Annotated in this window: 22 protein-coding genes; 10 read left to right on the top strand and 12 right to left on the bottom strand. The window is 63.4% G+C overall.

Annotation, left to right across the window (positions count from 1 at the left end):
• Window positions 1-24: 24 nt before the first annotated feature.
• Window positions 25-321 (top strand): hypothetical protein, encoded by a 297-nt coding sequence (locus CWO91_RS06885; RefSeq protein ID WP_130212786.1) that lies wholly within the window; start codon window positions 25-27, stop codon window positions 319-321.
• A 15-nt stretch (window positions 322-336) separates the two neighbouring features.
• Here CWO91_RS06885 and CWO91_RS06880 read toward each other — a convergent pair whose 3' ends face one another.
• Together CWO91_RS06880 and CWO91_RS42730 are read right to left on the bottom strand one after the other, a co-directional pair.
• Window positions 337-1,179: a metallophosphoesterase family protein gene (locus CWO91_RS06880; RefSeq protein ID WP_130212785.1), complete on the bottom strand. Its 843-nt coding sequence runs from the start codon at window positions 1,177-1,179 to the stop codon at window positions 337-339.
• Window positions 1,180-1,248: 69 nt separating this feature from the next.
• Window positions 1,249-1,863: an acriflavin resistance protein gene (locus tag CWO91_RS42730; RefSeq protein WP_165405273.1), complete on the bottom strand. Its 615-nt coding sequence runs from the start codon at window positions 1,861-1,863 to the stop codon at window positions 1,249-1,251.
• A 155-nt stretch (window positions 1,864-2,018) separates the two neighbouring features.
• On the opposite strand from CWO91_RS42730, the gene CWO91_RS06870 reads away from it, so the two are divergent.
• Complete coding sequence (locus CWO91_RS06870; RefSeq protein WP_130212784.1) at window positions 2,019-2,441, top strand: MAPEG family protein; 423 nt, start codon at window positions 2,019-2,021, stop codon at window positions 2,439-2,441.
• Between the two features lie 56 nt (window positions 2,442-2,497).
• Window positions 2,498-3,796 carry an RsmB/NOP family class I SAM-dependent RNA methyltransferase gene (locus CWO91_RS06865; protein WP_130212783.1) on the top strand — a complete coding sequence of 433 codons (1,299 nt, stop codon included), beginning with the start codon at window positions 2,498-2,500 and terminating at the stop codon, window positions 3,794-3,796.
• Window positions 3,797-4,028: 232 nt separating this feature from the next.
• Here the strand turns inward: CWO91_RS06865 and CWO91_RS06860 are convergent, their stop codons facing one another.
• The 3 genes from CWO91_RS06860 to CWO91_RS06845 all read right to left on the bottom strand — a co-directional run bounded on the left by CWO91_RS06860 (window position 4,029) and on the right by CWO91_RS06845 (window position 5,504).
• Window positions 4,029-4,238 carry a cold-shock protein gene (locus tag CWO91_RS06860; RefSeq protein WP_008141931.1) on the bottom strand — a complete coding sequence of 70 codons (210 nt, stop codon included), beginning with the start codon at window positions 4,236-4,238 and terminating at the stop codon, window positions 4,029-4,031.
• Between the two features lie 262 nt (window positions 4,239-4,500).
• The gene (locus tag CWO91_RS06855) at window positions 4,501-4,833 is read right to left on the bottom strand and encodes a DHCW motif cupin fold protein (protein ID WP_130212782.1); all 333 of its coding nucleotides are present in this window, start codon (window positions 4,831-4,833) and stop codon (window positions 4,501-4,503) included.
• A 299-nt stretch (window positions 4,834-5,132) separates the two neighbouring features.
• On the bottom strand, window positions 5,133-5,504 hold the full coding sequence (locus CWO91_RS06845) for a nuclear transport factor 2 family protein (protein ID WP_130212780.1): 372 nt from the start codon (window positions 5,502-5,504) through the stop codon (window positions 5,133-5,135).
• A gap of 150 nt (window positions 5,505-5,654) precedes the next feature.
• Between CWO91_RS06845 and guaA the strand changes: the two genes are divergently transcribed.
• Entirely contained in the window at window positions 5,655-7,253 is a 1,599-nt protein-coding gene (guaA, locus tag CWO91_RS06840; protein ID WP_130212779.1) for a glutamine-hydrolyzing GMP synthase, read from the top strand.
• A 285-nt stretch (window positions 7,254-7,538) separates the two neighbouring features.
• Here the strand turns inward: guaA and CWO91_RS06835 are convergent, their stop codons facing one another.
• The 5 genes from CWO91_RS06835 to dctP all read right to left on the bottom strand — a co-directional run bounded on the left by CWO91_RS06835 (window position 7,539) and on the right by dctP (window position 12,387).
• Window positions 7,539-8,507 (bottom strand): tripartite tricarboxylate transporter substrate binding protein, encoded by a 969-nt coding sequence (locus CWO91_RS06835; RefSeq protein ID WP_165405272.1) that lies wholly within the window; start codon window positions 8,505-8,507, stop codon window positions 7,539-7,541.
• A gap of 76 nt (window positions 8,508-8,583) precedes the next feature.
• On the bottom strand, window positions 8,584-9,501 hold the full coding sequence (locus tag CWO91_RS06830) for an SMP-30/gluconolactonase/LRE family protein (protein ID WP_130212777.1): 918 nt from the start codon (window positions 9,499-9,501) through the stop codon (window positions 8,584-8,586).
• Between the two features lie 13 nt (window positions 9,502-9,514).
• A complete protein-coding gene (locus tag CWO91_RS06825) occupies window positions 9,515-10,822 on the bottom strand; it encodes a TRAP transporter large permease (protein ID WP_130212776.1) in 1,308 nt (435 codons plus the stop codon).
• Window positions 10,819-11,370 (bottom strand): TRAP transporter small permease subunit, encoded by a 552-nt coding sequence (locus tag CWO91_RS06820; RefSeq protein WP_130212775.1) that lies wholly within the window; start codon window positions 11,368-11,370, stop codon window positions 10,819-10,821. Before CWO91_RS06820 ends, CWO91_RS06825 begins: the two co-directional genes overlap by 4 nt.
• Before the next feature lie 6 nt (window positions 11,371-11,376).
• Complete coding sequence (dctP, locus tag CWO91_RS06815) at window positions 11,377-12,387, bottom strand: TRAP transporter substrate-binding protein DctP (RefSeq protein WP_245471147.1); 1,011 nt, start codon at window positions 12,385-12,387, stop codon at window positions 11,377-11,379.
• A gap of 195 nt (window positions 12,388-12,582) precedes the next feature.
• Here dctP and CWO91_RS06810 point away from each other — a divergent pair, with 195 nt between their 5' ends.
• From CWO91_RS06810 to CWO91_RS06800, 4 genes are all read left to right on the top strand, one after another.
• On the top strand, window positions 12,583-13,779 hold the full coding sequence (locus tag CWO91_RS06810; RefSeq protein WP_165405271.1) for a CaiB/BaiF CoA transferase family protein: 1,197 nt from the start codon (window positions 12,583-12,585) through the stop codon (window positions 13,777-13,779).
• Window positions 13,780-13,987: 208 nt separating this feature from the next.
• Complete coding sequence (locus CWO91_RS42725; RefSeq protein ID WP_165405270.1) at window positions 13,988-14,131, top strand: hypothetical protein; 144 nt, start codon at window positions 13,988-13,990, stop codon at window positions 14,129-14,131.
• A 47-nt stretch (window positions 14,132-14,178) separates the two neighbouring features.
• Complete coding sequence (locus tag CWO91_RS06805) at window positions 14,179-15,327, top strand: acyl-CoA dehydrogenase family protein (RefSeq protein ID WP_130212774.1); 1,149 nt, start codon at window positions 14,179-14,181, stop codon at window positions 15,325-15,327.
• A gap of 13 nt (window positions 15,328-15,340) precedes the next feature.
• Window positions 15,341-16,435 carry an acyl-CoA dehydrogenase family protein gene (locus CWO91_RS06800; protein ID WP_130212773.1) on the top strand — a complete coding sequence of 365 codons (1,095 nt, stop codon included), beginning with the start codon at window positions 15,341-15,343 and terminating at the stop codon, window positions 16,433-16,435.
• On the opposite strand, the gene CWO91_RS06795 is transcribed toward CWO91_RS06800, so the two are convergent.
• Complete coding sequence (locus tag CWO91_RS06795) at window positions 16,432-17,238, bottom strand: IclR family transcriptional regulator (protein ID WP_245471146.1); 807 nt, start codon at window positions 17,236-17,238, stop codon at window positions 16,432-16,434. The two genes, CWO91_RS06800 and CWO91_RS06795, sit on opposite strands and share 4 nt — an antisense overlap.
• A 393-nt stretch (window positions 17,239-17,631) precedes the next feature.
• Between CWO91_RS06795 and CWO91_RS06790 the strand changes: the two genes are divergently transcribed.
• A complete protein-coding gene (locus CWO91_RS06790; RefSeq protein WP_130212771.1) occupies window positions 17,632-18,837 on the top strand; it encodes an ABC transporter substrate-binding protein in 1,206 nt (401 codons plus the stop codon).
• 87 nt (window positions 18,838-18,924) lie between these two features.
• A complete protein-coding gene (locus tag CWO91_RS06785) occupies window positions 18,925-20,109 on the top strand; it encodes a CaiB/BaiF CoA transferase family protein (RefSeq protein WP_130212770.1) in 1,185 nt (394 codons plus the stop codon).
• Window positions 20,110-20,507: 398 nt separating this feature from the next.
• Here the strand turns inward: CWO91_RS06785 and CWO91_RS06780 are convergent, their stop codons facing one another.
• Window positions 20,508-21,311 (bottom strand): enoyl-CoA hydratase-related protein, encoded by an 804-nt coding sequence (locus CWO91_RS06780; protein WP_165405275.1) that lies wholly within the window; start codon window positions 21,309-21,311, stop codon window positions 20,508-20,510.
• Window positions 21,312-21,377 lie beyond the last annotated feature (66 nt).

The raw sequence follows: 21,377 nt of genomic DNA, 5'->3' as shown, positions 1-21,377 counted from the left end.
ATCGCGCATATTTTAGGTGTTGCGATGTTAGAGATCAGTGTTTTCTGCGTCATCGTGCTGGCGGCCGGCTATTGGGCAACCATGTTCGTCATGGGTCGGCGCGACGACGTCATCCACGGCAAGTTCGTACATGTCGACGAGGAGGGCGATTTCGTTCGTTCCTCGATGCCGACGCCACCGCCGCCATTCCCGAAGCGTCCGGTCAAGGCTGCGCAGCCAACCATGGTCCAGCCCGCGATCGACGAGACCAAGCCGGTGAACAGTGCGGCGCTGCAATCCCTGCTGGCTGCGATCCAGCAGGACCTCAAGAGCGTCGCCTGAACCGACAAGTTCGCGCTAATGCTCGCCGCCCATCTGGGCGAAGAGCTCCTCGATATCGACATCGATCTGGCCTGCGGCCCTGACGTGGCGAACCTCGAGCCTGTCAGGCTGGAAACGGTACTCGACCAGCCCGACTTCCTTGATCGCAATGCGGTCCTGGCGCGTGTCGTTGATGACGAAGCCGGCCGACGGCGCCCAGACATGGCGGGTGTGGCGATAGGTGAAGTCGCGCCGCTGATGCACATGGCCGCTGGCGATGAGGCGCAGATCAACATGCGCAAACATCTCGATCAGCCGCGCCCGGGCCGGCTGCGGCACGTAGCGGATCGCGGTCTCCGGCGTCTCGGCATCGTCGGGCAGGTTGAGAAACATCGGCTTGTGCAGGAACAGCGCGACCGGCTTCCCGGCGGTGCGCGCGAGCTCCCGTGCCAGCCAGTCGAACTGCTCGGCCTCGAAGGCGAGCCCCGAATTCATGACAAGGGAATTGAGGCCGATGAAGCGCCAGCCCGCGGCCTCGAAGGCCCAATGGTCCTCGCCGATGATGTCGCAGAACCGCCGGCGGTGTGTCTCGCTGACCGGCGGCTTCGGCGCCGGTCCGACCATGGTCGGATTGTCGCCGATGTCGTGATTGCCTGGGAGGTAGCGGCAGGCGACGGGCAGGGCGTCGTGCAGGCTTTTGGCGAATGCGACGTCGTCCCGGCTGGTGGGGCCGTCGAACGAGACATCGCCGGTATTGACGACGAGGTCGGGCCGGTTGGCGTCGATGTGTTCGCTGACGCGCTGGAAATTGGTGATCAGGCCGGGAAAGCGCCGGCCGAGATGGGTGTCGGAAATCTGCGTGAGGCGAAACTCGGACATGCGATCATCATACCCGTCGTCGCGCGTCGGAACGATGACGGCGCGGGCATGGATCGCAACGAACAAAGTTTAAAGCACACGATAGCGGATCGTGTAGCCGTCCTGCGGGGCGACGGGGCCGGCCAGCGGCGAGGCGATGCGGTCGGCGAGGTGCCAGGGGCCGAACTGCTCCGAGCGATGCGGCTCGGCGGGCAGACGGAGGCGGAATTCGAACGTGCCCTTTCCGGGCAGGCTCACCACCAGCACGCGGTCGGCGGTGCGGTGGTTGAGCGCCACAGCACCGCGCAGCGTTGCGCGCCCGTCGGAGAAGTCACGCACGCCATCGACCAGCGCCAGCGTCTGGTTGCGGTCGGTGTGCAGCTCGATCTGGGTGTCGGTGACCGCCGCCAGCATCTCCCTGGGCATGCGGATCTCGAACTCGACCGCAGGCTTGGACGGGTTGAGGCCGAGATAGGCGAGGGCCGCGTGGCGCATGTCGTAGGCGGCAAAGGCTAACAGGACGATCGCGGTGAGCGCCGCAAGGCCATGCCTGACGACGTCGCGCCAGGTCCGGTAGCTCAGGCGGAAATAGACCGTCATCGCCAGCGCCACCGCGAGCGCGGCAGCAATCCCGGCCAGCGCCGACATCAGAATGCCGTGCCGCCCGTCGGCCGATTGGGCGAAAAGGCTGGACAGGATATTCATGGCGGTCTCTCGCCTCAGGCCCTGGGGGCCGAAATCGCTTTAACTATCGACATTTGGTCGCGAGGGCGGGAACGCCGGTTCAAGTCGTTCATTGTCAGCGCCAAGAGACGCGGCTATTGACGATCGGCGGCAATTCGCCTCCCGGGAAAGTTCCGATGTCCGTTCAAATGGTCCTGCTGCCGGTCTTCGTGCAGGTCGCTCTCACGTTCGCGCTCTTGATCGGCATGGTGGTGGCGCGCCGCAAGACGCTGGTCTCGGGCGAGACCCAGATCCGCGACATCGCCCTGGGCGAGCCGAACTGGCCCAAGGGCGCCACACAAATCGCCAATTGCTACCGCAACCAGTTCGAGCTGCCGGTGCTGTTCTACGTCCTGATCGCGCTGGCATTGCCGCTGCGCCGGGCCGATCTCTTCATCGTGCTGATGTCCTGGGTGTTCGTGGCGACGCGCTTTGTCCATGCCGGCGTGTTCGTCTCCTCGAACGATCTCGGTCGGCGCTCGACGGTCTGGCTCGCCAGTGCGCTGGTGCTGCTGGCGATGTGGGCCTACTTCGCGCTGAAGCTGCTCCTGCTGATCTGACGCTTGCATTGGCGCATCATGCGCAAAACAGAAGATTCTCATCTGAAAGATTTGAAATGACGCCCGCTGCCCGGCTGTCCGCAGCCATCGAACTGATCGACACCATCGAGAGAGACCGCGTGCCCGCGGCCAAGGCGCTGAAGGAGTGGGGCACCGCGCACCGCTTTGCCGGTTCCGGCGACCGTGCCGCCATCGCCGGCCTCGTCTGGGACGTGCTGCGCCGCTACGCCTCGAGCGCGTTCCTGATGGATGCCGATACCGCGCGGGCGCGGCTGATCGGCATGCTACGCCTCGAGCGCAACATGGACACGGCCACCATGGCCGCGATGTTCGACGGCAGCCGGTTTGCCCCCGCGCCACTGACGGAGGCCGAGCAGGCCGCGCTCGCCTCGCGGTCGCTGAGTGGTGCCCCGGCTGCAGTCGCCGGCGACTATCCGGACTGGCTCGATCCGCACTTTGCAAAAGTGTTCGGCGAGGACCGCGCCGCCGAGGCCGCGGCGATGGCGAGCCGGGCCCCGCTCGACCTGCGCGTCAACACGCTAAAATCCAATCGGGACAAGGTGCTGCGCGCGCTTGCTCATCTTCATGCGAAACCGACGCCTTGGTCCGCAACGGGCCTGCGCATCGAGCTTTCGGCCGATGCGCGCAATCCCGGCATTCAGGCCGAGGAGGATTTCATCAAGGGCGCCATTGAAGTTCAGGATGAGGGATCGCAGCTTGCAGCCCAATTCACCGCGGCAAAACCCGGCGAGCAGGTGATCGACCTCTGCGCCGGCGCCGGCGGCAAGACGCTGGCGCTCGCCGCCCTGATGCAGGGCAAGGGCCGGCTGATCGCCACCGACCGTGACAAGCGCCAGCTCGCCCCGATCCACGAGCGCCTATCGCGCGCCGGCGTCCACAATGCCGATGTCCGCACGCCCAAGGGTGAGGCCGATCCACTTGCCGATATTCGTGCGTCGGCTGATCTGGTCGTGATCGACGCGCCTTGCACGGGAACCGGTACCTGGCGCCGCAACCCCGACGCCAAATGGCGCATGCGGCCGGGTGCGCTGGAAATCCGCCTGCGCGACCAGGCCGAGGTGCTGGAGCGCGCGGTTCCGCTGGTGAAGCCGGGCGGCCGCATCGCCTACATCACCTGCTCGGTGCTGTCGGAGGAGAACGGCGACCAGGTGAGAGCGTTCGTCGCCCGCCATCCCGAGTTTGCGGTGGTGCCACTGGGGCAGACCGCTAGCGTGCTCTGGGACAAGGCGGAAGCTTTTGGTGAGGCCGCGCTGCAGTCGCCGGAGGGCTGGCTGATGACGCCGCGGCGGACCGGGACGGACGGGTTCTTCGTCTCGGTGCTGCGGAAAGCGTAGCTCTCGTAGGGTGGGCAAAGGCGCGCCCTTCGCGCGCCGTGCCCACCATTTTCCCGCAGTGTCGCGCCAATGGTGGGCACGCTTCGCTTTGCCCACCCTACCGCACCGCCGCTGACGCGGCACAGTTCCACCCAAAACAAAAGCCCCGCGAACCGTTCCCGGTCGCGGGGCCTGTATTCGCTAAGCGCTTCTGCCGGTACGTCCGTGGTCAGAAGCGCTGGTGCGCGGGCAATTAGCCGACGCGGAGATTGTCAGCCGAGGACTTGCCGCTGCGACGATCGGCGACGATGTCGAACGAGACCTTCTGACCCTCGTTGAGGGAGGAGAGGCCAGCGCGCTCGACGGCGCTGATGTGCACGAACACGTCCTTCTGGCCGTCGTCCGGCTGGATGAAACCATAACCCTTTTGGGTGTTGAACCACTTCACGGTGCCCATAGCCATGGGAATTTCCTTTAGTTAGAGAGGATACGCACGCAGACCGGTACGCAGCATTGCGCCCATAGTCCTGATGAGTCGATGTTTGGAGAATTCATCTGAAGCGTGCGCGCCCGTCAGCAACGAAGCGAAGCGGCCCAGTCGTTCGGCCAAGTATCGATGATCACAATATAGCGAGGATTTGGGGCTACTTCAAGGCACCACCCGTGGATCGGGATATCGCGCGGGTTTGCTATTTTGCGGTGCAAATTCACCGCGCTCGCGCGTCTCAGTCGACGATGAAGAGCGTCGCGCCCACCGCCGTCGAGGACCGGTGCGCAGCGTCGCCGAAATCCGAAACCTGGTAGCTCATCCCGGCCGTCAGCTTGAATTTGCGCCCGTCGCGCAGCTCGGTGTCGAGCTCGCCCTTCAGCACGTAGAGCACGTGACCGCGATCGCACCAATGATCGGCGAGATAGCCCGGCGAATACTCCACCATCCGCACCCGGAGATCGCCGATGTTGAGCGTGCGCCAGAGCGCCTGGCCGGTCTCGCCGGGATGCGCGGTGGGCGCAACCTTGCTCCAGTCGGTGACGGTGAAGGGGGAGGTCGGGAGTTTCATGGTTTCGGATCCTGTCTCTGGGCCGGCGGGGCTCTGTTATCGCACGCCGTCGCCGCAGTCTCCGTCATTGCGAGCGAAGCGCAGCAATCCAGAAATGCATCCGCGGCGGCAGTCTGGATTGCTTCGTCGCAAGAGCTCCTCGCAATGACGAGTTTGGGGAACGCTCGCGCCTCAATCTCGCTGTCATCGCCCGCGAAGGCGGGCGATCCAGTATTCCAGAGGCCGTGCCGTAACACGGGAGAGGCCGCGGCGTACTGGATTCCCCGCTTTCGCGGGGAATGACGGCGGTGGGTGGGGCGTCACTGCACCAGATGATTGGCCGAGCCCTGCACGATCAGCCCCGCCGCATTCACCCGCAAATACTCGCAGATCTTCTTCCCACGCTCGTTCGCGTAGAACACCACGACACTGTCGGGGCTGACGAACACATCGATCAGCGAGAAATGCAGCTCTGGCAGCAGCCCCAGCGCCTTGCCCCAATAGGCGCGAAGCGCGTCCTTGCCGCGCACGGTGCCGCTGGCATCGAACCCCATCACGGGGATGCGGTCCGACGTCATCACGGCCTCCTCGTCATAGAGCCTGAGCACGCGTTCGAGGTCGCGCGCGTTCCAGGCCTCGACCCAGGTGCGGCCGAGCGCCGCGAGCGTTGATGGCTGATGATGCTGTGACATGGCGTTCTCCCTCATCGGCCCTCAGTTTGAGAAGCGGACCAATTAGGTCAATAATACTTACCTATAGCGGTTTGTCCATGCCCAAAGAAAGCATGTGGGCGCGCCGCCACCGCGGTTGCGGCCCGCCCGCGCGTCGCGTATCTGCTGGCCATGACAGCAGCACAGAACGACCGCTCCGCGTCGACGCCCTCGGTGGCCTCGGCGCACGACAAGATTCTCATCGTCGACTTCGGCAGCCAGGTGACGCAGCTGATTGCGCGTCGCGTGCGCGAGGACGGCGTCTATTGCGAGATCGTCCCGTTCAACAAGGCCGAAGCCGCCTTCGACGAGATGAAGCCGAAAGCGGTGATCCTCTCCGGCGGCCCGGAATCGGTGCATGAGGCCGGCTCGCCCCGCGCCCCGCAGGCGATCTTCGATTCCGGCGTGCCGGTGATGGGCATCTGCTACGGCCAGATGACCATGGCGGCCCAGCTGGGCGGCGAGGTCGAAGGCGGCCATCACCGCGAATTCGGCCGCGCCGATGTCGAGGTCAAGGCCAAGAGCCAGCTGTTCGAGGACATCTGGTCATCAGGCGGCAAACACCAGGTCTGGATGAGCCATGGCGACCGCATCACCAAGATGCCGCCGGGCTTCTCCGTCGCCGGCACCTCGCCGAACGCGCCCTTCGCGGTCATCCAGGATGAGACGCGCAAATATTACGGCCTGATGTTCCACCCCGAAGTGGTGCACACGCCCGACGGCGCCAAACTGATCCGCAATTTCGTGCGGAAGATCGCCGGCCTCACCGGCGACTGGACCATGCGCGCCTTCCGCGAGGAGGAGATCCAGAAGATCCGCAGCCAAGTCGGCAAGGGCAAGGTGATCTGCGGCCTTTCCGGCGGCGTCGATTCAGCGGTCGCGGCCGTGCTGATCCATGAGGCCATCGGCGACCAGCTCACCTGCGTCTTCGTCGATCATGGCCTGCTCCGCCTCGACGAAGCCAAGACCGTCGTCGACCTGTTCCGCCACCACTACAACATCCCGCTCGTGCACGTGGATGCCTCCAAGCAATTCCTCGGCGAGCTCGAAGGCGTCACCGACCCGGAGGTGAAGCGCAAGACCATCGGCCGCCTTTTCATCGAGGTGTTCGAGCAGGAGGCCAAGAAGATCGGCGGCGCCGACTTCCTGGCGCAAGGCACGCTCTATCCTGACGTGATCGAGAGCGTCTCCTTCACCGGCGGCCCCTCGGTGACGATCAAGTCGCACCACAATGTCGGCGGTCTGCCTGAGCGCATGAACATGAAGCTCGTCGAGCCCCTGCGCGAGCTGTTCAAGGACGAGGTGCGCAAGCTCGGGCGCGAACTCGGCCTTCCCGAAATCTTCGTCGGCCGCCACCCGTTCCCGGGCCCCGGCCTCGCCATCCGCTGCCCCGGTGAGATCACCAGGGACAAGCTCGACATCCTGCGCAAGGCCGATGCCGTCTATATCGACCAGATCCGCAAGCACGGCCTCTACGACGAGATCTGGCAGGCTTTTGCCGTGCTGCTCCCCGTGAAAACCGTCGGCGTCATGGGCGACGGCCGCACCTACGACTATGTGGTCGGCCTGCGCGCCGTCACCTCCACCGACGGCATGACCGCGGACTTCTACCAGTTCGACATGAAGTTCTTAGGCGAGACCGCCACGCGCATCATCAACGAGGTGAAGGGCGTGAACCGGGTGGTGTATGATGTGACGAGCAAGCCGCCCGGGACGATTGAGTGGGAGTAGTGCTGCGGGCAGCTATTGCGTAGTTTGTCGTAGTCTTGGGAGGCCCTCGTGTAATGAGGATCCTGTAACCGAAGTGGTTTAGCCTTTCTGAGAGCGGCCACAACGGCACGCTTGACATAGAGTGCGTCAGCGCAGTTGAGCGCGCAAAAAGGACAGGGGCGTCAATACTTGCCGCTCAGCATGCAAACTGGATCGCCTATACTCGTCGGAAGATTCCTCGCGAGCGCCGGGCATGCCTTCTAATCCGTGACGGATCGGTGTGCCTGGCTCGCTCCGACGACTGAGCTATTTCGACTCGGTCAACTCGCCGGCAAGCGGCTGCAAGGTCTTCGTCATCGCGTCAAGGCGCTTCTGCCATTCGGCTCCGGGCATGAAGGCGAGCACCGGAGCATCACCAGGCGAACTCTTGATGTAGTCGGGATCCCTGAGGCTCTCAGCGATTGCAGATTGGAGCTTCTTCGCGACGTCGTCGGGTGCACCCTTCGGCAGGGCAAAGCCGCGCTCCGCGGTCATGATGACGGGAACGCCGGCTTCCTCGGCGGTGGGTACGCCGGGCAGGGACGGGGAACGAGCCTTCGAGAGGATTGCGATGGCCCGGAGTTCGCCCTTGTTCGTACCGTGCAATTCGGGCACCTCGCTCAGGCTCACCATTCCGATATCGAGATGACCCCCGAGGACGTCGGTCCTCTGAGCTGCCGTTCCGCGATAGGAAATCTCGTTTGGCTCGACGCCGGCAGCCTTCGCGAGCATGCGGATGGCCAGGTGGCCGTTGGTGCCGGCTCCGTTATGTCCGAACGTGATCGAACCGGGCTTCTTGCGTAGCGCGTCGAGAACGCTAGCGAGCGTCGTGAACGGGCTATCGTTGCGAACGACGATCACGCCGGGATCGTCGACCACGCGTGCGACCAGACGGATCTCGTCCATGGTGTACTGGGTCTTCCGCGTCATCGGCAGAAAGTTGTAGCCGGGCACGTTGACCACGCCCATCGAATAGGCGTCGGGAGCAGCGCGTGCGATCGCGGTGAACGCGATCTCGCCGCCGGCGCCGGGCTTGTTGACGACGACAAACCGCGCGTTTCCGCCGAGCCGCTTCTCGACGAAGGGAAGCAGCTTGCGAGCCATGACGTCGGTCCCGCCGCCCGCGGCGAAGCCAACGACAACCTCGATCGGCTTGTCCTCGGGCCACGCGGCCATCGCCGCCCCCGAGGCCGTCAGGACGAGCATCAATATGATTGTTCGAACCTTCCTCAACATGAAGGCTGTCCTTTCATTCTTCGTAGCAAACATATTCGGGCTGCGGGGTCTCTAATCTTGCCAAGCTAGTCCGCCACTATCGATGCGATGCCATGGCCCGTCCAGCAACGGGAAGTCGCGCGACCAGCACGCAGCCGGTCTCGGATTCTGTGATGTAGAGATTCCTGTTGTCGGCGCCGCCATAGGCCAGGTTGGTGGTGGCGAGGCCTTGGCAGGATCGAACCCGATACAGCGGCTCGCCAAGGCGGCTGAAGATCCAGACAGTGCCGAGGCCCGCGTGAGCGATCGCAAGGTTGTCCTGCTCATCCATCGCAAGTCCGTCCGGTCCGCCCAGGCTCCCGGACAGCTGGATGAAGATCCCGACCTTCGATGCGGTGCCGTCAGGCATCAGCGGTATCCGCCAGATTGCATTGCCCCGGGTGGCGGCCACGTAAAGGATGTGCTCGCTGCCGTTCAGCACGAGGCCGTTCGGACTGGGGACGGTGTTGACGATCTGGTCGAGGGCTCCGTCCACGCGCAACCGATAGACCCGGCCCGTCGGGTCATGCATCCCAGTCTGACCCTGGTCGGTGAAATAGATGTCGCCGTTGCCGGCAAAGACCAAGTCGTTGACGCCCTTGAAGCGCTCGGACCAGCGCCGCTCCAGCAGGGAGCTGACCTTGCCGCTGGCCGGGTCGAGCGTCATGAGGCCGTGGCGATAGTCCGTGATGACGATCCGCCCCTCGCGCGCGATCTTCAACCCGTTCGGTTCGCCGTCATATTCGGCGACCAGCGTGAACTCTCCCGCCGGCGAGATCCGGAAGATCCGTCCATAAGGAATGTCGACGATATAGAGATTGCCGTCGCGGTCGAACGATGGGCCTTCGATGAAGGAATCCGCGGCCAGTCCTCGGCGGTTCACCAGCGACCAGGCATTGTCGGGGTCCTTGCGGCGGAACTTGTCCGGCAGTCGGGCGAAGACCTCGGTCTTGATCTCTTCGGGTGGTGCATACATCAGGGCATCTCGCTCAAGGCACGGCAGTGACTTGCGACGGCAGCCACATCGCGATTTCGGGGAAGATCACGAGCAGGCCGAGCAGCACGAACATGATCAGGTGGAACGGGACTGTGCCCGCGACGACGTCGCTCAGCCTACCGGTCCAGATGCTCTGGATCACGAACAGGTTGATGCCGATCGGAGGCGAGATCTGGCCCATCTCGATGAAGAGCACCAGGATGACGCCGAACCAGATCGGATCGATGCCGTATTGAACGAGAACCGGATAGAGCAGCGGCACCGTCACCACGATCATGCCGAGGCTTTCGACCAGGCAGCCCAGCACGGTGTAGAGAACGAACAATGCGAAGAAGAATTCCAGCTTGGAGAGCTTCAGATTGACCAGGAACTGCGTGATCTGCTCGCCGACGCCGGCATAGCTGATCGCGTAGGAGAACAGGAAGGCGGCATAAACGATGAACAGGATGTTGCCGCAGACGCGCACGGTGGTTTGCAACGCGTGCCACAGAATTGCGACACTGAATTCGCCCCAGAACACCGCAATGATCATGGCCAGCACGCAGCCGACGGCCGCGGCCTCGGTTGGCGTCACCAGGCCCGAATAGATGCTGCCGATGGTCCCGCCGATCAAGGCCATGAAGGGGATAACGTCGAGCAGGGCTGCGACGAGTTCGCGAACCGACCGGGCGCCGGCTTCGATTGGAGCGGACCCGGCCCTGAACCAGGCATGCACCGCGACATATGCCATGAACATCGCGGTCAGCAGCAGGCCGGGCATGATGCCGGCCATGAACAGTTTTGCGACGGAAGTCTCGGTGAAGGTGCCGTAGACGATCATCGCGATGCTCGGCGGAATCAGGATGCCGAGCGTGCCTCCCGCCGCCAGCGAGCCAGCGGACAGGCGCGGACTGTACTTGCGTTTTTGCAATTCAGGAAGCGCGACGCGCCCAATCGACGCGGCGGTGACCACGCTCGAGCCGCTGATGGCGGCGAAGATGGCGCAGCCGGCGATGTTGGTTTGCAGCAGGCCGCCGGGAATCCAGGATACCAGCTTGGACAGGCCATGATAGACCCGCAAGCTCAAACGGCTCTCTTGGAGGATTTCGGCCATCAATATGAACAGCGGGATCGCACTCAGCGTAAAGCTGTCCATGCTGCCCCAACTGACGAGGCCGATGCCCTTCAATCCGGGCAGCCCTGCGTGCAGGAGCAGATAGAGGACGGACGGTACGGTGATCGCAAACGGGATCGTCATGCCCACGCAAAGCAGGCCGACGAAGACCGCAAGGACGAAAATCAGTTCCACACCCGGGGTCATGGCTGCACACTCCCGCGAAGCCGGCGGACTTTGGTCAGGATGGTGCGGACGAGGGCAAGGCAGAGCAGGAACATGCCGATCGCCATGGCGGCTTGTGGTATCCAGAGCGGCGTCTGTAGCGGCGTCGGCGCTACGTCCTCCGAGCGCCATGAGTTCATGACCAGGCGCGTCAGTTGCCAGGTGATGAATGCGGAGGCGACGAGCGACATCAGATCGAAGATGATCTGCGACGCCAGCCGGGCGGATTGTCCGAGACGCGCCTGGACCAATTCGACCCGGTGAAACGCGCCATGGGCCTCCGCGACCGACATGCTCAGGAAGGTCGTCGCCACCAGCAGATAACCTCCGATTTCGTCGGTAATCTGAAGCGACGTCGCGAACACATTGCGCGCGATCGCCTCGGCCCCGATCAGGATGATCATCGCGATCAGGAGAATCGCGCAGAGCGCTTCCGAGGCGTTCTCGACCGGACCGGGGCCCGACGAGACGTTGTCGATGAGGTGGACGGCGCCGTCAGGCGCCACCTCCTTGATCTCGATGTTGGCCATGATTGATCACCGGCCAAGCGCCGCACGAACCTGCTTGAGCGCGGCGGCAGCGTCCGGCCCCTTCGATTTCGCCCATTCGTCCCAATAGGCCGAGATCGCCTTGGTGCCGACGTCGAGATCGCCGGGCTGCGGCTCTGTCACCGTCATGCCGCCTTCGGCAAATTTCTTGCTGAGGTTGTCTTCTTCATCTGCCATGGCCTTGGTGATCAGCGGCATGTTGTCGGCGACGGCCTTACGGACCTTGGCCTGGACCTCCGGCGATAGCTTGTTGAAGCGCTCCTTGTTCACGATGACGACGGAGTTGAAATAGTTGATGCCGAGCCGGTAATTGAACTTGAGCAAGTCCTTCCAGGTATTTCCGCCGCCGGTGTTGGCGGTGAGGACGCCATCGACAATGCTGCGGTCGAGCGCGGAGGGGACTTCTGGGGCGCCGAGCGTGACCGGCACGCCGCCGAGCCGCTTGATGAACTCACCTTGCTCGGGCGACGTCACGCGGATCTTCTGGCCCTTGACGTCGGCCAGCGAAGTCAGCTTCTTGCTCGAGAATGCGACCTGGTAAGGATAGAGGTATTGGCCGAGTACCAGGACGCCCTTCTTTTCGAAGGCCTTTTCCAGGTACGGCGCCATGATGTCCGCCGCCTTCTTGTATTCATCGAGAGAGCGGATCAGCATCGGTAGTCGCAGGACGCCGCCAATCGGCACGTTGCCGAGAAAATATCCGTCGTCGCCCATCTGAACGACGTCGTCGCTGACGGCCTGCGTGATGGTAGTGGTGTTGATCGGAAGCGATCCCCCGAGGTGCAGCCTGACCGACAGCTCGCCACCGGTGTCCTTTTCGATCTGCTCGGCGACGGCACTCATGCCCTTGGCAGCTGCCACGGTCGCCACGGGATTGTAGATGTAAAGGTCCCACTTCTCGGCGGCTGCGGCGGGCGCTGCAAGGCCGGCCAGTGCAAGCGCCCCCGCGATCACGCCCGCAAGTCGGCACGGCTCGTCGATTTCATTGTTTTCTCCCAAGTCTTTTTGTGGTTGGGCGGAACTATGTTTGATCGCATTCCCGCCAGCAAGAGAGCGGAGGGTCGTAATCAATCGCATATGTGATAATTGGCGCGATCGTGCCGAACCGTATTGATCGAAATGCAATCACGTAGAAGTTGGACGTCCGCGCGGCACGCGCCCGCCGCGGCGGCCAATGAACGAGAGAGCTTCGGGATGGACACGACCCCTGCAGACGGCCCGTTGGGCGGAATTCGCGTGATCGATCTGACCAATGTGATCATGGGACCGTTTGCGACCCACATCATGGCCGATCTCGGCGCCGACGTGATCAAGATCGAGAGCGAGGAAGGTGACTCGTTCCGGACCTACCGGCCCAATCGCCATGAAGGAATGGCCGGTGGCTTCCTCCATCTCAACCGCAACAAGCGCAGCGTCATGCTCGACCTGAAGCAGCCGTCGGGAATGGAGGCCCTGCGCAAGCTGATCGCGACGGCCGACGTGTTCGTCCACTCGCTGCGGCCCAAGGCCATCGACAAGCTCGGGCTTGGCTATCAGGCGGTCCGCTCCATCAAGCCCGACATCATTTATTGCGGCGCTTACGGATTCAGCGAGAAGGGGCCCTACCGCGACAAGGCCGCCTATGACGATATCATCCAGGCCGGCTCGGGACTCGCCGCCTTGCACATGGTCGCGCGCGGTGAGCCGGCCTTCATGCCGACGGTGTTGTGCGACAAGCTCTCCGGGCAGGCGATCGCCTATTCGGTGATGGCGGCGCTGTTCCAGCGCGAGCGCGGCGGCGGAGGTCAGGCGGTCGAGGTGCCGATGTTCGAGACCACGGCGGAGTTCGCCTATATCGAGCATCTGCTGGGCTTCGCCTTCGAGCCGTCGCTCGGCAATCCCGGCTATAGTCGCGTCGTCAGTCCGCGCCGGAAGCCGTTTCGCACCGGTGACGGCTACATGTGCATTCTTCCTTATTCGGATCGCAACTGGCGCGACTTCTTCGACTTCGTCGGTCGTCCCAAACTGAAGTCCGACGTCCGCTTCTTTCCACTGGTCGAGCGGGCGGCCCATCTAGAGACGCTCTACGAGATCATCGAGGAGGAGGCGCCCCGGCACTCCACGGCCGCCTGGGTGTCGTTTTGCGACGATGTCAGCATTCCCTGCATGCCCGTGCTCGGCCTCGCCGATCTCCCTGACGACGAGCACATGAAGGCGGTCGGGATGTTCAGCCGGGCCAAACACCCGTCGGAGGGCGCGTACAAATCCATCCGGGCGCCGGTGTCCTTCAGCTCGGCGCCGTTCCGGCTCCGCCGCCACGCGCCGCGGCTGGGCGAACACACGGCCGAACTTCTCGCGGAAATCGGCATGGACGCCGCGAAAGCGGCTTCTGTCAGCAGCAAGAGCAAATGAGACAAGCCATGTCGGACAGATGGCCGGGTGGTTACAGTTGCCCTCAACGAGCCGGAGACGCGCAACGCACTGTCGCCGTCGATCGTCGAGGCGCTTGTCGGTCATTTTCACCGCATCAACGAGGACATGTCGGTCAGCCGCGTGACCGTCATAGCCCAACAGATCGCGGTCGAACCCGCCGCACTCGATCCACACGTGCAAGAAGCTGGTGCGCGATTCCGGCGCGTTCAATCTCGGCACCCATCTGGAGATGGCGGCGAGCATGCAGGCCCTGGTGCAGCATACGGCAGACCAGCACGAGGCCGTGACGGCGTTCCTCGAAAAGCGCAAGCCGGTGTTTCGGGGCGCGTGATGCCTGGAATTCTGCCGAACGACGATGTTTGATTGATGGAGGCTTGAATGCGTGCATTCCGGTTCGAATCCCTGACCTTGCCGCCCGAGGCCGACGAGATGCGGCGCAAGGTCCGCGCCTTCCTGAAGGAGGAGCGCGACAAGGGCCGCTACGCGGCACACCGGACCTCGTGGTCGAGCTTCGATCCGGAGTTCAGCAAGCGCGCCGCCAAGGGGGGCTTCATCGGCATGACCTGGCCGAAGCAATATGGCGGCGGCGAGTACTCCAACCTGCAGCGCTTCGTCGTCACCGAGGAGATGCTGGCGGCGGGAGCGCCGGGCGGCGCGCACTGGATCGCGGACCGGCAGTCCGGCCCGCAGATCCTCAAGCACGGCAGCGAGCGGGCGCGGCAGCTGATCCTGCCGAAGATCGCGGCGGGCGAATGCTATTTCGGCATCGGCATGAGCGAGCCCGACTCCGGCTCCGACCTCGCGGCGGCCCGCACCAAGGCGGACAAGGTCGAAGGCGGCTGGGTGATCAACGGCACCAAGATCTGGACCTCGAACGCGCATCGCGTTCACTACCTGATCGTGCTGGCCCGTACAGCGCCGCCGAGCGAGAACCGTCACGCCGGCCTGTCCCAGTTTATCGTGGACGCGGGCTCGGAAGGCATCGAGATCAGGCCGATCATGAATCTGTCGGGCGGGCACGAGTTCAACGAGGTCTTCTTCAAGAACTGCTTCGTTCCCGATGACATGATGATCGGAAAGCCCGGTGAAGGATGGACGCGCGTCACGGGCGAGTTGGCCTTCGAGCGCGCCGGCCCTGACCGGTTCATGTCGGACATCAGGCTGCTGGTGGAGCTCGTCGACAAGATCGGGCGCCAGCCGAATGAGCGGCAGGCGGTCGAGATCGGCCGTCTCGCGGCTCACTTCGCTACGTTGCGCCGGATGTCGTCGTCGATCGCCGGGCTTCTGGAACGCGGGGAAAGCCCGGTCACGGAGGCCGCTCTCGTCAAGGACGTCGGCACGGCGTTCGAACGGGAGGTTCCGGAAATGGTGCGGAAGCTGTTGCCGATCGAGGCCAGTCTCGATGACGACGACGAATATTCGCAGGCGATGGCACATGTGCTGCTGCACGCGCCCTCGTTCACCATTCGCGGCGGCACGCCGGAAATTTTGCGCGGGATGATCGCCCGCGGTCTTGGCCTGCGCTGACAAGGAGGACGCCATGGAAGACATGTCCGCCATTGTGCTCGAACAGGCCGATCGCCTCTTCGTGCAACACATTGACAAAAAGGTTCTCTCCGCGGCCGACGCCGGGCAATGGCCCGATGCGCTCTGGGGCGCCGTGGAGGACGCCGGCCTGCCGCTGGCGCTGGTGACCGAATTGAAGGGCGGCGCGGGGCTCGCGCCTGACGTTGCGGCAAACATGATCCGCAGGTCCGCATTTCATTCCGTCCCGCTGCCGCTGGCGGAGACCATGATCGCCAACGCGCTCTGGACCGACGCGGGTGGCGAAGTCATCGCGGGCGCGGTGACGCCGGCGCCGGTCAATCCGCAGGATCGCATCACGTTCGCATCTCACGACGCGGGCGGCGCGACCTTGCAGGGCGTCGCCCGGCATGTCGCCTGGGGCAAGCAGGCGCCGACTGCACTGGTCCTTGCACGCGACGCGAATGGCAAGGCCTTCCTCTGTCGCGTGCCGACCGACAAGGCGCGCTCGAACAAGACGCGCCGGAACGTCGCCTATGAGCCGCGCGAAGATGTCGACTTCGGCGGCGTGCGACTGGCCGCGAGCGATATCCTGCCGGCGCCCGCCTGTCTCGGCGCAGACGGCCTGATGCCGTTCGGCGCGGCGATCCGTGTGCAGCAGATGATCGGCGGGATGGAGCGATGCATGGACTATGCGCTGTCCTATGCCAATGAGCGCGTCCAGTTTGGCCGCCCGATTGCGAAATTCCAGGCGATCCAGCACATGCTTGCGATTGCGGCAGGCCACTTTGCCGCCGCGTCAGCGGCAGGCGATGCGCTGACGGAATCGCCGAGATTGGGCGACGACGCGGTGACCGTGGCGATTGCAAAATCCCGGTGCGGCGAATCTGCCGGGCAGGTCGCAGCCCTCTGCCATCAGGTCCATGGCGCGATGGGATTTACCCAGGAGCATCCGCTGCACTACGCGACCCGCCGACTCTGGTCGTGGCGCGACGAATGGGGCGCGGAACCCTGGTGGCAGGAAAAAATCGGACGGATGATCTGCGAGCAGGGCGGTGAAGGCTTCTGGCCGCTGCTCGTCGACCGACCGGCAATCGTCGGTGCCGTCTAGCTCGAGGATGTGGGGCGGAGATAGCGCTGTACGACATCGTTGAGCAGCGCGACGATCTCCGTCTGCCGCCGCGTGATATCCTGGAGCGGACCGGATACCGCGACAGCCAGCGCGCGGTTCCGCCCATCGATGCCCTCGGGCAACGGCACGGCAATCGACCCTGCGCCCGGGGTGACAAGGCCGGCCGAGAAGAAGAACCCGTCACGGCGTGTGCGCTCGACGTTCTCGAGCACCTGATTGATGTCGATGCGCGGTATGTCGAGCGCAGCTTCCGCGTTGGTGCGCGTGCACAGGCTGCGAATCTCCTTGTCGCTGCTGGCCGTCAGTAGCGAAAATCCGGTGGCCGACCAGACCACGAGCCGCCTGGACCCGGGCGGAACGTGAAAGCGCATCGTCGCCCGGGCCTGCAAAACGTGGATATATTGCGCAAAGATTCCGCTCCGCGCGGCGATGATGACAGTGTCGCCCGTCTTCTGGGACAGCTCTTCAAGCATCCTCATCAGGCTGCCGTTTCTGACGGGGCCCTTGTCGAGCCAGGTCCCGAGCAGGGTGACGCGCGGCGAGGGTAGGAAGCTTCGGCTCTCCTGCAGATAATCCATGTAACCGAGTTCGACGAGGCAGTTGAGCAGGATCGAAGTAGACGATTGCGGAAATCCCAGCCGCTCGGCCACTTCGGCAACGCGCGCGTCCCGCTGGATCTCATCGAAGAACTCCAGAATTCGCAGCACGCGTCCAGCCGACTTGACCGATCCCGCTGCCGGCGGGCCGTAGCTCGTGGCTTCCGTGATGTGGTCGTCTGCCAACGCTTTCTTTCTTCTCCTAAGCATGTCTGTACCCATCGAAAATCTGGTCGCGGCGCTATGACCAGGGCCTAGTTAATGCCCTCCTGAAGGTCGGTCCAGTCATTAGCACGGAATTGTCCATGCCACCTCAGCTAAGCCGGTCCGAAGCAAATGCCGTCCGCTTAAGCGACGCTTCATGAGGCGAATTGTAACGATGCCTTCCGCAAACAGAGTGGTTGCAAGTTGCGCATAAGCGTCTGACATCTCCGGTACATCTCAAACTGCAAAACGCGAGTATGATCTCACCCGCCGATGTCGAGATTACTGCGGCTTACGTCAAGCAAGAACAAACGACGCAAGGCCGAGTGGCGCATGAACTCGCGGCCATGGTCTTGGCGGGAGGAGAATCTGAAAATGCAGAGAAGACAATTCGTCCTTGGCGCTTTCGCTTTATTCACAAGCTTCTGTGCCGCTTCGGCTGCAATCGCCGGAAACTACGACACGGGTGCGACAGACACGACAATAAAGCTCGGCCAGACAATGCCCTATTCGGGGCCGGCCTCGGCCTATTCCGCGATCGGTCGCGCCGAGATCGCTTATTTCAAGATGCTCAATGACAATGGCGGCATCAACGGACGCAAGGTCGAGCTTCTCAGCATGGACGATGCATATTCGCCGGCGAAGACGGTGGAGCAGGTGCGGCGTCTCGTCGAGAGCGACGAGGTGTTGGCGATGTTCTCGATGCTCGGAACCGGTCCGAACATCGCGGCGCAGAAGTATCTCAATGCCAAGAAGATACCGCAACTGTTTCCGTCGAGCGGTGCCAGCCGCTGGAATGACCCGCGGCATTTCCCCTGGACCACCGGTTCGCAGCCGACCTACAGGACCGAGGGGCGGATCTACGCGAAGTGGATTTTGGCGAACAAGCCGGACGCCAAAATCGCCGTCATCACGCCGAATGAGGATCCAGGGCGCGACTATCTTGCGGGCTTCAAAGAAGGGCTGGGCGAGCACGTCAACCAGATCGTCTCGGAAGCGGTCTACGAGACGTCCGATCCGACCGTCGACTCCCAGATAGTCAAGTTCAAGGCCGCCGGCGCCGACGTTGTCTTCAACGAGTGCACGCCGAAATTTGCGGCGCAAGCGATCAAGAAGATCGCGGAGCTCGGCTGGAAGCCGCAGATCATCCTTCCCGCCGTGTCCAATTCCGTGGGCTCCGTGTTGGTCCCGGCCGGGCTCGAGAACTCCATCGGCATCGTCACCGGCGCCTTTCAGAAGGATCCCGGCGATCCGCGGTGGGAGAATGACGCCGGCATGAAGGCCTGGCGCGAGTGGATGAAGACGTACAATCCCGGAGCTGATCCTGCCGACATCTTCAACGTCACTGGCTACACGATGGCGCAGATCATGGAGTTGGTGCTACTACGTGCCGGCAACGATCTGACGCGCGCGAACCTGATAAAGCAAACGCAGTCGTTCAAGGATGTCGAGCTGCCGATGCTGCTACCGGGCATCAAGCTCAACACCTCGGCCGAGCAGGTCACGCCGATCCGCCAGTTGCAGATGGCGCGGTTCAACGGCAAATCTTGGGAGCTGTTCGGCGATGTGATTGGCGAATAGTCCGGACGCAATGACAAGCGGGCGGGTGCTCCAGCCTTTTCCCGCTTGCGTCCCATATTGATCCCTTCCTCCAGCCCCAGTGAAGAAATGACAGGTCCCCTCAGCGGTATCCGCATTCTCGATCTGACGAGCGTACTGTTCGGTCCCTATGCCACGCAGATGTTGGGCGACTGGGGCGCCGATGTCATCAAAGTCGAACCACCCGCCGGCGACACCTGGCGCTACACGGGTGTATTTCGTAACCGCGGCATGAGCGGCCAGTTCATGGCGGTCAACCGTAACAAGCGCAGCCTCTCTCTCGATCTGAAGAAGCCCGCGGGGAAGGCCGCGCTCGCGAAGCTGATCCCAACCGTCGACGCGCTCGTCACCAATGTGCGCCCGGCCGCGATGGCGCGCCTTGGCTTCGGTTACGAGGCCTGCGCGAGACTCAATCCCCGGCTGATTTATGCTGCGGCCACCGGCTTCGGCCAGGATGGTCCGTGGGCGGCGCGACCCGCCTTCGACGAAATAATCCAGGCGGCTTCAGGGCTTGCGTCATCGATCGGATCGGACGAGGAGCCTGAATTTGTTCCAAGCCTGATCGGCGATAAGATCTGCGCGATGGCGATGGTCAGCGCGGTCTCTGCCGCTCTGTTCCGGCGCGAGCGCAGTGGGCGGGGCCAGATGGTCGAAGTGCCAATGCTGGAAACCATCGCCGGCTTCAACAGCATCGAGATGCTGGGCGGCCATGCCTTTGATCCGCCGATCGGCCCGACCGGCTACAAGCGAATGAAGAATCGGCGCCCCGTAAAGACGAAGGATGGCTGGCTGACGATGCTGCCTTACTCCGGGGACAATTGGTGCGCCTTTTTCGAGGCCGTGGGCCGCCCTGAATTAAGCGATGAGCTTGACGTGCGCGATCCCGTGCTACGCTCCCAGAACATCGACAAGATCTATGACCGCATGAGTGAGATCGGCCCGACCCTCACCACCGCGGAGTGGGAGGAATTACTGCTGCGGCTAGATGTGCCGCACACCGCCTTCGCCCGGCTTACTGATATCGGGCTGCAGCCGCATCTTGCCGCCGTTGGGCTATTCGCAGACATCGATCACCCAACCGAAGGACGCATCCGGCAGGCGCGCCCGGCGACGAAATTCTCGGAAAGCCCGGCCGGCATTCACCGCGGCGCGCCGCACCTTGGCGAGCATTCGCGCGAGGTGCTGCGCCAGGCCGGCCTGAGCGAGGCCGAGATCCAAGCCGCCATCGACTGCAAGGCCGTCACTACCGCATAGCGCCATGCAGATTGGCCAACGCGGCCTGAGACTAGTTTCTATTGACTTTGCTCCTGCTGACCTGTGGGCGCTCGCTTTCGGGCGCGGCTCGGCGCTTCCATCGGTTCATGAGCGGCAACGGGACACGGCGAAGACCGCAAGACACCGGACACATTTGAAAGGCACATATATTGTGCTGCGCGTGCTGAGGACGCAGCTAACGCCGCTTTGCGGAAACAGGTAGTGTACCAGAGGTTCTACAAAAGCTGAGAGGCTGAAGCGATCATGGTAAGTCCGGTGGACCGTGACGAGGATTAGGACGGATGTCTCTGCAGCCAAAGAGTTGTCAATGCGGGCAGCACGCAGCCGGCGCTGATCAGTCGCTACGGCAAGTAGTGTGGAAGCACTCTTGAGCGCGTTCACTTGCCAGTGAAGCGCGGCGCTCGCTTTTCGACGAAATGGGCAACGCCTTCCCTAAAATCTTTCGTTCCACGGCAGATCGCGACCTCCCTGTTGGCGAGTTGCGTGGCTTCGGCCAGGGTTTGCCGGGGAGCTGCCGTCAGCTGATGCTTGATGATGCGCATGGACCGGGGTGAGCAGAGATTGGCGAAATCCGACGCCGTCTGTTGCACGGTCCCGCGGAAAGTGTCCGCGGGCAGCATTCTGACCAGGCCGAGCCTCTCGGCTTCCGCAGCTTCGACCACGCGCCCCGAAAGAAGAAGGTCAGCGGCATTCATCGGTCCGATGAGCTGGCGCAACATCCAGGCGCTACCGTGCTCTGCGATCAGGCCGCGCCGGGCGAAGGACGTGGTGAGCTTCGCACCAGCGGCCATGAAGCGGAGATCGCAATAGAGCGCGATGCAAAGGCCGACGCCCGCAATTGCGCCATTGATGCCCGCAATGACCGGCTTGGGAACGGCCAGCAGATAGCTGTAGCGCTGCGCCAGATCGTCGTCGCTGACCGGGGGAACGGTCGGTGCAGCGGCGCTCGCGCTTCCCGACGACGCATCCGACAGGCGGCCCATGTCGGCGCCAGCGCAGAAGGCCCGGCCGGCGCCGGTGATTACGATCGCGCGCACGTCGTCGTCTTCGGACGCGATCGCCATCAGGCGGTGCAGCTCGCTCTCCATGACCGGCGTCCACGCGTTCATCTTGTCCGGGCGGTCGAATGTGATCGTCGCGACGCGATCGGACACTTCGAACTTCATCTGCTCGGCAGAAATCATCGACGTCCTCCGTTTGCTGAGCCTTTTAGCAAACGCCAGGAAACCGCGAAATGGCTTTCGTCC

It is taken from the genome of Bradyrhizobium genosp. SA-3 (genome assembly GCF_004212635.1).
In the GTDB taxonomy this organism is placed as follows: Bacteria; Pseudomonadota; Alphaproteobacteria; order Rhizobiales; family Xanthobacteraceae; genus Bradyrhizobium.
This window is presented reverse-complemented; position numbering and strand designations above follow the sequence as displayed.